The sequence below is a fragment of the Streptomyces sp. NPDC054956 genome (genome assembly GCF_053609185.1).
This window is the reverse complement of the sequence record NZ_JBSGXB010000249.1, coordinates 1-11,592: the sequence shown is the minus strand read 5'-3', so window position 1 is coordinate 11,592 and position 11,592 is coordinate 1. Positions and strand designations below refer to the sequence as shown.

Sequence of the window (11,592 nt, the reverse complement as noted above, 5' to 3'; positions counted from 1 at the left end):
GCTCCCTACCGGGGGCGGGCCGCCGCCGTACGTCGTGTCAGAGCGGGAAGCGCGCGCCCGGGGGCACCCCCATCGCGGTGAACAGCCCGACGGCGCGGTCCCGGCTCGCGTCCGCCCTGGCCGCGTCGCCGAGGGCCCGCGCGGCGAGGGCGATGCCGGCCAGCGCACGGGCCTCCTCCATCCGGTACTCGACCGCGGCCGCGCGCCCGAGCGCGCTCGTGTAGAGCTCCAGGGCCTGGGCGTGCTCGCCCCGCGCCAGCCGGAGATTGCCGATCCGCCGCTCGACGACCGTCTGGCGGGCCAGGGTGGGCCGGCGCCGGAGCAGGTCCAGCGCCTCCTCCTCACAGGTGCGCGCGGACTCGGCCAGGCCGAAGTGCTGCTGGACGGCGGCCATGAGGACCCGGGTCATCGCGAAGTCGTCGGGCTTGCGCGAGACCTCGAAGAACGCCATCGCCTCCTTCAGGCAGGCCTCCGCCTCCGCGAACCGGCCGAGGTCCAGGTACGCGCTCGCCAGGTCGTTCAGGATCATGACCTCGTCGCCCAGGATGCCGATCCCGCGGGCGAGGTCCACGGCCCGTTCCGCCGCCCGGGCGGCGTCCTCGCCCCGCCCGAGGCAGGAGTAGGTGGTGCTCAGCGAGCACAGGACGTGGATCTCCGACCGGACGGCCCCGGTCTCGCGGAACACCGTGACGGCCTGCTCCTGGTGGCGCATCGCCTCGGTGAACTCCCCGAGACAGCTCAGCAGCAGTCCGAGGGCCTCCAGGCCGGCGCCCTCGCCGAGCCGCTCGCCCTGCGCGTGGGCCAGTTCCAGTGCCTCTTCCGCGACCGCGATGCCCTCCCGGAACCGGCCCAGCTTCCACAGGGCGGTGACCTGGTTGGTCAGGCTCAGCCGCAGGGCCCGGGCATCGCCCAGCTCGCGGGCCGCCGCCGCGGCCACCTTGCCGACCTGCAGGTACTGCTCGGTGTACGTCCGCATGTTGAGGAAGAACATCAGGTTGCGGGCGACCCACACGGCGTGCCGGGGGAAGCCCCCTGCTTCGGCCGCCGCCACGGCGGCGATCAGTGCGGCACCCTCGCGGTCGAACCATGCGGTGGCCAGGTCGGCGTCCCCGAGCGCGGGCAGGGGTGACGCCGAGCCCGTCAGGCCCGTCTCGTAGGGCGAGCGGGCGGGGAACAGCACGCCGCACGCCGCCTCCGTCGCCGCGTAGAAGTAGTCCAGCAGCCGCTCCACCGCCGCCGTGTCGTCCGCCGCCGTCTCCGTGTTGCGCAGGCTCTGCGCGAAGCTGCGCACCAGGTCGTGGAAGGCGTAGTAGCCCAGCTCGGGCTGCTGGACCAGGTGCATGTCGAGGAGGTCCTCCAGGAGGTCCTCCGCGTCGCGGGTGTGCACGGCGAGCAGCGCCGCCGCCGAGTGGACGTCGATCTCCGCGCCCGGGTGCAGGCTCAGCAGCCGGAACGCGGTGCGGTGGTCCTCGTCCATCGCCTGGTACGAGAGCCGGAGCGTGGCCGCGACGCTGCGTTCGCCCGAGCTCAGCTCGTCCAGCAGCCGGGTCTCGTCGCCGAGCCGGTCCACCAGGTGCCGCACGGTCCAGCGGGAGCGGTTGCGCAGCCGGGCCGTGGCGATGCGCAGGGCCAGCGGCAGGTGTCCGCACAGCGCGGCGAGCGCCCGGGCCGCCTCCGGTTCGCGCTCGGTGCGCTCGGCGCCCAGGGTCTCGGTGATCAGCGCCAGGCTGTCCGCGGGGGACATCACGCCGATGGAGATCCACTCGGCCCCGTCCAGCTCGACCAGGCGGGCCCGGCTGGTGACCAGGACCAGGCAGCCGGGCGAGGCGGGCAGCAGCGGGCGGACCTGCGCGGCGTCGGAGGCGTTGTCGAAGAGGAGCAGCAGCCGGCGGCCGACCAGGGTGGCCCGCCACAGGGCGGCCCGCCCGGCGGGGTCCTCGGGGATCTGCTCGCCCGGTACGCCGAGGGTGCGCAGGAGACCGGCGATGACCGCGCCGGGCCGCAGCGGCTGCTCGCCCGGGGTGTAGCCGCGCAGGTCCACGTGGAGCTGGCCGTCGGGGAACCGCTCGGCCAGCCGGTGCGCGACGCGGACGGCGAGGCAGGTCTTGCCGGTGCCGCCCATGCCGTCGACGGCGACGATCCGGGTGCCGGTCTCCTCCCCGCCCCCGGCGGCGGCGAGCAGGTCCGCCAGTTCGCGGTCGCGGCCGGTGAAGTCGGCGAGGTCGTACGGGAGGGTGCAGGGCGCGGCGCCGGGGGCGGGCGCGGCGGCCTCTCGGGCGGCGGCCCCGCGGGCCTCCCGGGCGGCGGCGGCCGGGTCGGTGGCGGGGGCGGGCGGCTCCGGGGCGGCGAGGTCCGGGCTGTCGCGCAGGATGTCCTCGTAGAGCTGGCCGAGCCGCGGGCCGGGGTCGACGCCGAGTTCCTCGACGAGGATCTCGCGGACCTTCCCGAACTCCTCCAGGGCCTCGGCCTGCCGTCCCGAGCGGTACAGGGCCAGCATCAGGTGGCCGCGCAGGGTCTCCCGCAGCGGGTGGGCGGCGACGAGTTCGCGCAGGTCGCCTACGAGCTCGGAGCTCTCGCCGTGTTCCAGGCGGAGCTGGAAGAGCTGTTCGGCGGCGGTCAGCCGGCGCTCCTCCAGGGCGGTGGAGGCGGATTCGACGACGGGACCGCCGGCGCCGGACAGTACGGGTCCGCGCCACAGGTCCAGTGCGGCGCGCAGCTCGCTCTCGGCGTCCGCGGGGCGGCCGGCGGCCAGTGCCTCGCGGGCCCGCTGGGTGTGGAGCAGGAACAGGGTGAGGTCGAGCTGCCCGTCCTCCAGGACGGCCCGGTAGCCGGGTCCGTCGGTGGCGATCAGGTCGCTTCCGCCGGGGATGCGCTGGCGGAGATCGGCGACGGCCTTGCGGATCTGGTGTGAGGCGGTTGCGGGCGGTTCGTCCTCCCACGCGGCTTCCACGAGACGGGTGACGGGCACGACCCGGCCCGGTTCCAGAAGCAAAGTGACGAGCACCCGTTCCTGGATGGGGCCGCCGAGTCTCAGCCGGTTCCCGCCGGACCAACCCTCCAGCGACCCAAGGACGTTGAACCTCACCTCGGTATCGGACCGCTCCGCCATGTTCCCCACCTGTCGTACGCGCAAAGCCCCAGGTAGAGGCCTTGCTGGGAAAGAGCGTAAAGGGTTCCCGGATCGGGCGGTACCGCTCCGGGAGGTGATCGGGAACCCCGAAACGGAAGCTTCACGGGCCAGCAGGAGTGAGTACAGACGGAGCCACAATGAAGACTTTCAGCCACCTCGGCAGCGCCCGGATCATCACGTCGAGCGAATTCGAGTTCGAGCCCGCACCCGACGGTTCCGGGACCGAGGTCGCCACCCCGGTGAGCCCGGCCGCGGGCGCGCCCTGGGTCACGCTGCACGTCGTACGGGTCGCCCCGGGCGCCGTGTGGAGCCCCGAGGACAGCCTCGCCGAGGAGAACACCGTGGTGGTCTACGCGGGCTCAGGCCGCCTCGGCGTCGGCGCCGAGAGCCGCGAGGCGCACCGCTCCTCCGCCGCCTACGCGCCGACGGGCCGGGAGCTGACCCTGAGCGGGGGCCCGCAGGGCATGACCGCGTACGTGTGGCGCACTCCGCTGGCCGAGGGCCGTACGCCGGGCACCGACCCGAAGGTCTTCTCCACCCTGTGGGACGACGAGACCCAGCTGCGCGGCTTCGCCGGCACCGGCCAGGTCGACCCGGAGGCGGCCCCGCGCGCCACCATGAACTTCGTCTTCTGGCCCGGCGCCGGCAGTGCCCAGCTGTGTCTGCACTGCGGGATCCAGCAGCCCGGCGAGACCTTCAACGTGCACCTGCACACCCACAGCGACGAGGCGTTCATCGCCTTCGAGGGCATCGGCCAGATGTACCTCGTCGACCGCTGGATCGACGTCGAGGCCGGGGACGTGCTGTTCGCCGCCCCCGGTGTGCTGCACGGCGCCCGCAACCCCCACACGGGCCCGGACGCCCGCCGCTTCGTGACCTGCGGCGGCCCGGCCCCCTTCGACCCTGCCCTCTACGCCGCAGCCGGCGTCTCCTCCCAGGTGGTCTGACCGACATGTGCCGCATCTACGGATCCTTCAATGCCGGTACGAGCGACCAGGAGCTGCGCACCGTCGCCGCCCTGCTGCGCCACGGCGGCCCCGACGCCCAGGCCTGGACCGGGCGCAGCGACTGGGCGCTCGGCAACAACCGGCTCTCGATCATGGACCCCGAGGGGGGCGAGCAGCCGTACCGGCTGGGCGCGATCACCGTCGTCTTCAACGGCGAGCTGTACAACCACCGCGAACTGGCCGCCCGCCTCGAGGCGCGCGGCCACCTCATCCCGGACCGCTGCGACGGCTCGGTGCTGCCCGCCCTGTACCTCGAGTACGGCGAGCGCTTCGCCGAGCAGCTCGACGGCATGTACTCCGTCGCCGTGATGGACCTGCGCGAGGAGCCGAAGCTGGTCGTCGCCACCGACGGCTCGGGCATGAAGCCCCTCTACTACGCCTGGGACGAGCGCGGCGGCACGTTCCGCTTCGCCTCGGAGATCCCGGCGCTGCTCGGCTTCGCCGACGTCACGGCCGAGGAGGACGAGTTCGGGCTCGACGCCTACCTCGTCTCCAAGACCCCCTTCGGCGACCGGACGATGTTCCGCGGCATCCGGGTCCTGCCGCCCGCCGCCACCGCCGTGGTCGGCCGGCGCGGCGGACTGCGGATCACCACCCGCCCGCTGGGCCACACCGAGGCCGTCGCGGACGCCTCCCGCAGCCTGCACCAGGCCGGCGAGGAGCTGCGCGAGCTGCTGACGAAGGAGGTCTCGCGGCTGCTGATCGCCGACGCGCCGGTCGCCGCCATCACCTCCGGCGGCCTCGACTCCAGCCTGGTCACGGTCCTCGCGTCCCGTTCCGCGGCCGACCTGCACACCTTCAACATCGCCTACACGGGCAACTGGCCCTCCGACGAGCGGGCCTTCGCGGCCGAGGTCGCGGGCCGGGCCGGCACCGTCCACCACCAGGTGGAGGTGGACCCCGCCACCTTCCCCGACCTGCTCGCGGACGTGGTGTGGCACCTGGGCCAGCCGAACGCCGACCCGATCACCCTGTCCACGTTCTCGCTGTTCCGCGCCGTCCGCGACGCGGGCTTCAAGGTGGCGCTGACCGGCGACGCGGCCGACGAACTCTTCGGCGGCTACTCCCGCATGACGCAGGCCATGGCCGCCCCCGGCGGACTCGGCTGGGTCCAGGACTACCTCGACCACCTCTCCGCGGTCCCCCGCGCCCTGCGCGAGCGCCTCTACACGGACGACTACACGGCGGCCGTACGCGCCCACGGCCCGGCCCTGCCGGCCGGGCTCACCGAGACCCTGGAGAACGGCGCGGGCACCCGGATGCGCCGGATCTGCGCCATCGAGCAGGAGTACCGGCTGCCCTCGTACCACCTGCGGCGCGTGGACCACCTGTCGATGGCCAGCTCGGTCGAGGCCCGGCTGCCCTTCTGCCAGCCGGACGTGGTGCGCTTCGCCACCACCCTCACCGACGCCCAGAAGATCGACACCTCCTCGACGGGCGGGGTCAAGCGCGCCCTGTACGCGGCCGCCCGCGGGCTGGTCCCGGAGAGCGTCCTGAACCGCCCCAAGCAGCCGTTCACCCTGCCCATCACCGCCATGCTCCGCCCCGGGCAGGCCCTGTGGGACGTGGCCCGCGACGCGCTGTCCGAGTCCGCGCTGCGCGCCGACGGCCGGATCCGCCCGGAGGTCGTCGCCGGCCTCTTCGAGGAGCAGACCGCCCGCCCCTCCGACGGCGCCTCCCTCGCACTGTGGGCCCTGATGTCCCACCAGCTGTGGCGCACCCAGTTCTTCGGCCCGGGCGCCCCGAGCGCCGCGGCCCTTCGGGGGGCGGCCCTGTGAGCGGCTGGTTCGCCGACGCGCACGGCGCGCCCTGCCCCACCCTGGTCCTGGACGGCCGGGGGCTGCCCGAGGACACCGACGAGCTGCTGGAACGGCTGTCCGCGATCCGCGACGGGCTGAGCGCGGAGGGCGCCGGGCACGTACTGAAGAACGCGATCGTCCGGCCCTCCCCGCACCCGCTCTTCGACCTCGACTACCGCTTCGTGCAGTCGCTGCCCCGCTCCACCTCCGCCTTCGACCTGCGCGGCTCCTGCGGCCACTCGATCCTGGCGTCCGTCGAGGCGGCCGCCCGGTCGGGGATGATCCCGCCGCTGGTCCCCGGGGCCCGGGTGCGGGTGAACGTCCTCAACAACGGCGACAACGTGGTGTGCGAGGTGGAGGAGTCCACCGACGGCGGCACCCGGTTCACCGCGCACTTCCTGTGCACGCCCACCAAACCGGTCAAGGAGCTGCTGATCACCGGCGACCCGGTCACCGAGGTCTCCGTGGACCGTACGGTCATCCCCGTCTCGCTGGTCTCGATGGGCAATCCGTACGTCTTCGTACCCGCCGGGCACCTGGGCGTGTCCAGCCGGGAGGAGCTGTTCGCCGCCGGCGACGAGCTCTTCGAGCAGTTCGGCCGGATCCGGCTCGCGGTCTGCGAGCAGCAGGGCTGGGACGCGTCCGGAGCCTTCCCGAAGATCGCGGCGGTGCTCCCGGAGCCGGGCGGCGCGCTCGCGGTCCGCGCGGTGTCGGTGCCGTCCTGGCACCCGACCCTCGCGCTGACCGGCGCCATCTGCCTGGGCACCGCCGTCGGGATCGAGGGGACCGTGCCCTGGTCGCTGGCCCGCGGCGCCGGTCACCGGGACGGGCTGGTCCGGCTCGTCACCCCGGGCGGCGAACTCCAGGTCTCCGCCTCGTCCGTGCTCACGGACACCGGGCCGCGCCTCGCCTGGGTGTCCGTGGCCGGCAAGCAGGTCGACTACCAGGGCTGGGCGGGGCTGCCCGCCGCGCACTTCAGCTACCCGGCACCATCCGCTTCCGCTTCCTCTCCTTCTTCCCGGCCCCAGCCCCAGCCCCAGTCCCAGTCCTCGCCCTCGTCCGCCAAGGAGCTCGCATGTCTGTCACTGTCAGTCTGAACACCACGGGCGCGGACGTGCGGTTCTCCCTCAACGCGCTCGACCCCGAGGTGCGCGACGCGCTGGAGCGGTGCGCCGTGGCCGCCGACCGTACGGGCGAACCCGACCGGGACGCCGTGGCCGTACTGCGCGAGAGCCGGCTGCTGGGCCTCGCGGTGCCGCGGGAGTTCGGCGGCGCCGGGGCCGGCCCGGTCGACCTGAACCGCTGCGTCGAGCAGGTGGCCTCCGTCAACGGCTCCGCCTCGATCATGCTCTTCCAGCACTTCGCGGTGAGCAGCCGGATCATCGAGCAGGGCACGCCCGCACAACACCGCGAGCTGCTGCCCAAGCTGGCCTCGGGCGAATGGCTCGCCGCCTCCGCGTGGAGCGAGACGGGCGCGGGCGCCAACAAGAAGAACCTGGCCACGCGCGGCCACCGGACCGCCGAAGGCGGCTGGATCCTGGACGGCGCCAAGGCCTTCACCACCAGCGCCGGCCTCGCCGACGTCTACCTGGTGCTCGCCCAGACCGGCACCGACGCCCCCGGGGACGGGGACGACACCGGCTACGGCGCCGCCGGGCAGACCTTCTTCCTGGTCCGCGGGGACAACCCGGGCCTGATCCCGGACACCTCGATGCGGCTGGCCGGCATGCGCGGCTCGGCCACCGGCTTCGTCGACCTGCGGGACTGCCGGCTCACCGACGCGGACCGGCTCGGCGCCGAGGGCGTGGCGGCCTCCGTCATCGCCCGGGTCCGCGAGAGCGGTGCCACGCTCGGCGCGGTCGCGGTGGGCCTGGCCCAGGCCGCCCTGGACAGTGCCCACGAGCACGCGCACAAGCGCGGCCTGCACGTCCACCAGTCCGTGCGCTACCGGCTGGTCGACCTCACCACGCAGGTCGAGGCGGCCCGCGCGGTCGTGGAGCGGGCGGGCCGCCGCGACGCCCCCGACCCCGGCATGGCCACGCTGCACTCCAAGCTCTTCGCCTCCGCCGCCGCCGACCGGGTCGTCTCCGAGGTGGAGCAGATCCTCAGCTCGGCCGGCTACGTCGAAGGCCACCCGATCAACCGGTACGGCCGTGACGCCCGTGCCGTCGCCCTCATGGGCCCGACCAACGACCTCTGCAGGGAACTGGTGAGCATCTCGTGGAACCGCTGAACCCCGCCGGCCGGATCGACGGCCGCACCGCCACCGCCGACCTCGTGGTCGAAGGCGGCCGCCTGGTCACCCCCGAGGGCGTCCGGGACGGCTCCGTCGTCATCCGCAACGGCCACATCGACGCCCTGCTCGGCCCGGACGAGGAACTGCCCGAGGGCCCCCGGATCGACGCCGGCGGACGCTACGTCCTGCCCGGCCTCATCGACAGCCACGTCCACTTCCGCACTCCTGGCCTGGAGTACAAGGAGGACTGGGCCCACGCGGGCCGCGCGGCCATCGCGGGCGGCGTCACCACCGTCGTCGACATGCCCAACACCCGTCCGCCGTCCCTGAACGAGGCGGACCTGCTCGCCAAGGCCTCCCTGATCGAGGGCCGTTCGTGGGTGGACTACCGCTTCCACATCGGCGCCGACCCCGAGCACCCGGAGGTACTGGCCACCCTCGATCCCCAAGTGGCCACCTCGGCCAAGGTGTTCATGGCAGGGCACCACACCGCTCCGGTGGTCTTCCGCGACTGGCGGGCCCTGGAGGCCGCCTTCGAGGCCGCCGCGCGGGGCAACGTACAGCTGGTGCTGCACGCCGAGGACCAGCACATCTTCGACCTGCTCGACACGTGGCGGGGCGAGCCCGGCTCGTACGACGAGTACGAACCGCACCGCCCGCGCTCGGGCGCCATCGTCGCCTGCGCCAAGGTGATCCAGCTGGTGCGCACCTACGGCACCCGCGCCCACGTCCTGCACGCCTCCACGGCGGAGGAGGCGGACATGCTGGTCGCCGCCGCCCAGGAGGGGCTGCCGCTGACCTTCGAAGTCACAGGCCACCACCTGTCGTTCACCGATGCCGACACCTGCCGGCGCGGTCCGCGCACCCGCCTCTCGCCCGCCATCCGCGGCCTGAGCGACCAGGACCGGCTGTGGCACGCGGCGCTGACCGGCGAGGCCGCGAGCCTCGGCAGCGACCACGCGCCGCACACCATCGAGGAGAAGAACAAGGTCCCCGCGGACGCGCCGCCCGGTCTGCCCGGAGTGCAGGAGCTCGCCATCGCCTCCTGGACCGGCATGATGCAGCGCCGCGTGGCCCCCGACGAGGCGGCCCAGCACCTGGCCCGCCTGATGGGCTCCGGCCCCGCCGACCTGTTCCGGCTGCCCGGCAAGGGCCGCCTGGTCCCGGGCGCCGACGCCGACCTGGCGATCCTCGACCCGACGGAGCGCTGGCAGCCCACCCGGGAGGACATCCAGGCCAAGTGCGGCTGGTCCGCGTACGAGGGCTGGCTGTTCCGGGGCCGCTTCACCGACGTGGTCAAGGGCGGCGAGCGGGTCTGGAACGTCCGCAAGGGTTTCACCGGCACCCCCGCCGGCCGCTGGCTCGCCCCCTCTCCGGCGGTGCTTCCCGCGCCGGCCCCGAAGGACCGGGAGACCAACCGATGAGCGCCGCCGTACTGGAGCGCGCCGGCGTCCGCGCGGAGGAGTTCCGCGCGGCCATGGCCGCGCTCGCCGCCCCCGTGACCGTCGTGACCTGCTACGACGGGTTCGGCACCGCGCGCGGGCTGACCGCCAGCGCGGTCTCCTCGCTCTCCCTGGATCCCCCGCTGTTCCTGGTCTGCCTGGACAAGGGCTCCTCCAGCCACGACGCGCTGGCCGGTGCCGACGCGTTCTGCGTGAACCTGCTGGGCCCCGGTGACGAGGCCCTGGCCATGAAGTTCGCCGGCCGCCCCGACCGGCGCTTCGACGGGGTCGCGCTCGCAGGCTCCGTACGGGCCCCGGAACTGGCCGACGCGGCCCTGCGCCTGGTGTGCGAGCACCACGAGGCCGTGGACGCGGGCGACCACACCATCCTGATCGGCCGGGTCACGGCGGTCGAGGGCTCCGCATTCGACGAACGCGACCTGTCCCCGGCCGGCGGCCTGGTCTGGCACCAGCGCGGGTTCGCCCACGCCCGCCCGGTCGCGCGCCCGGCGGACTGACCCGTGCCGGCCACCGCCACCGCGGCCCCCGAGTCCGTCCCGGCGGCCCGCCCCGCGGGTCTGTTCCGCCTCGCCGACCTGCTGGCACAGGCCGTGGAGGAACACACCCGCCCGGTGTGCCGCCGGTACGGACTGGGGCGTACGGGGCTGCGCGTGCTCACCGAACTGCGGTGCGCGGGTTCCCCGTACACCCTGGCCCCGGGCGAGCTCTCCCGGGCCGTGGGGATCACCTCGGGGGCGCTGACCGGCTGCCTGGACCGCCTGGAGGAGGCGGCGCTCGTGACCCGGCTCCCGGTCCCGGGCGACCGCCGCCGCCTGGCCGTCCGGCTCACCGCGCGGGGCGTGCGCACCGCCGGGCTGGTCCTGGCCGACCTGGACGCCGTCCAGCGCGAGGCCCTGAGCCTGTCCGGCCCGGACGGGGAACTCCTCGTCTCCCTGCTGGACACCCTGACAGCCGCACTGGCCGCCGACCCCGCGTGCCCCACGTACCGCACCCGTCCCTGACGGGCCGTCCGCGCACGGGCCGGGGCGAGGCCCCGTGAACGACCGAGCGCCCCGCCCGGAAACCCGGACGGGGCGCTCAGCAGCAGGTCGGAGGATGTCTCCTCGCCCGCGGAGCAGTAGGCCATGTCGGACTCGAACCGACAACCAACGGATTAAAAGTCCGCTGCTCTGCCAATTGAGCTAATGGCCCTCGGCTTGCTCCCCCCAGAGCATAGCCGCAGAGCGCCGGACAGCCGATCGCATATCCCCTGTCCACTCCGGGCCATGTCGGCGAGGGCCCCGGGACGAGCGGGCCGGAATGCGGACAGGGCCCCCGCGACGGATGTCGCGGGGGCCCTGTCAGGCACTCAGTTCAGCGGCCGGTGTCAGCCGTTGCGCTTCCAGCGGGGCTTGTCGTCACGACGCCCGAAGGAGGAGCCACCGGTCGAACCGCCGGAGGGGCGGTTGTCGTCACGACGGCCGTACGGGCGGTCGCCGCCCGAGGGACGGTCGTCGCGGCGGAAGCCACCACCGGACGGACGGTCGCCACCGGAGCGGAAGCCGCCACCGGTCGGACGGTCGCCACCGGAGCGGAAGCCACCGGACGGACGGTCGTCACGGTTGAAGCCACCGGAGGGACGGTCGTCGCGGCGGAAGCCGCCACGGTCGCCACCACGGTCGTCACGGTTGAAGCCACCGGAGGGACGGTCGTCGCGGCGGAAGCCGCCACGGTCGCCACCGCGGTCGTCACGGTTGAAGCCACCGGAGGGACGGTCGTCGCGGCGGAAGCCGCCACGGTCGCCACCGCGGTCGTCACGGTTGAAGCCGCCCGAGGGACGGTCGTCGCGGCGGAAGCCACCACCGGACGGACGGTCGCCACCGGAGCGGAAGCCACCACCGGTCGGACGGTCGCCACCGGAGCGGAAGCCACCGGAGGGGGGGTCGGCGCGGGGGTAGCCGCCCCGGGCGCGGCGGCG

Annotated in this window: 8 protein-coding genes, 1 tRNA gene and 1 pseudogene; 7 read left to right on the top strand and 3 right to left on the bottom strand. The window is 74.2% G+C overall.

Annotated features, from left to right (window positions below; translation table 11 throughout):
- Positions 1–37 precede the first annotated feature (37 nt).
- Positions 38–3,109, bottom strand: a complete 3,072-nt coding sequence (locus ACWGDE_RS29290) for a BTAD domain-containing putative transcriptional regulator (protein WP_453392041.1) — start codon at positions 3,107–3,109, stop codon at positions 38–40.
- A 158-nt stretch (positions 3,110–3,267) separates the two neighbouring features.
- Here ACWGDE_RS29290 and ACWGDE_RS29285 point away from each other — a divergent pair, with 158 nt between their 5' ends.
- From ACWGDE_RS29285 to ACWGDE_RS29255, 7 genes are read left to right on the top strand one after another with little or no spacing between them, the layout of a single operon-like run.
- Positions 3,268–4,077, top strand: coding sequence for a cupin domain-containing protein (locus ACWGDE_RS29285; protein WP_453392040.1), 810 nt, complete (start codon positions 3,268–3,270; stop codon positions 4,075–4,077).
- 5 nt (positions 4,078–4,082) lie between these two features.
- Positions 4,083–5,915: an asparagine synthase (glutamine-hydrolyzing) gene (gene asnB, locus ACWGDE_RS29280; RefSeq protein WP_453392039.1), complete on the top strand. Its 1,833-nt coding sequence runs from the start codon at positions 4,083–4,085 to the stop codon at positions 5,913–5,915.
- Positions 5,912–7,033 (top strand): PrpF domain-containing protein, encoded by a 1,122-nt coding sequence (locus ACWGDE_RS29275; RefSeq protein ID WP_453392038.1) that lies wholly within the window; start codon positions 5,912–5,914, stop codon positions 7,031–7,033. Before asnB ends, ACWGDE_RS29275 begins: the two co-directional genes overlap by 4 nt.
- Entirely contained in the window at positions 7,012–8,169 is a 1,158-nt protein-coding gene (locus tag ACWGDE_RS29270) for an acyl-CoA dehydrogenase family protein (RefSeq protein WP_453392037.1), read from the top strand. The genes ACWGDE_RS29275 and ACWGDE_RS29270 overlap by 22 nt, the downstream gene beginning before the upstream one ends.
- Complete coding sequence (locus ACWGDE_RS29265) at positions 8,157–9,596, top strand: dihydroorotase (RefSeq protein WP_453392036.1); 1,440 nt, start codon at positions 8,157–8,159, stop codon at positions 9,594–9,596. Before ACWGDE_RS29270 ends, ACWGDE_RS29265 begins: the two co-directional genes overlap by 13 nt.
- On the top strand, positions 9,593–10,132 hold the full coding sequence (locus ACWGDE_RS29260) for a flavin reductase family protein (RefSeq protein WP_453392035.1): 540 nt from the start codon (positions 9,593–9,595) through the stop codon (positions 10,130–10,132). The genes ACWGDE_RS29265 and ACWGDE_RS29260 overlap by 4 nt, the downstream gene beginning before the upstream one ends.
- 3 nt (positions 10,133–10,135) lie before the next feature.
- The gene (locus ACWGDE_RS29255; RefSeq protein WP_453392034.1) at positions 10,136–10,636 is read left to right on the top strand and encodes a MarR family winged helix-turn-helix transcriptional regulator; all 501 of its coding nucleotides are present in this window, start codon (positions 10,136–10,138) and stop codon (positions 10,634–10,636) included.
- 117 nt (positions 10,637–10,753) lie between these two features.
- Here the strand turns inward: ACWGDE_RS29255 and ACWGDE_RS29250 are convergent.
- Positions 10,754–10,826, bottom strand: a tRNA-Lys gene (locus tag ACWGDE_RS29250).
- A 175-nt stretch (positions 10,827–11,001) separates the two neighbouring features.
- Positions 11,002–11,592 (bottom strand): annotated as a pseudogene (locus ACWGDE_RS29245) (DEAD/DEAH box helicase); the annotation flags it as partial.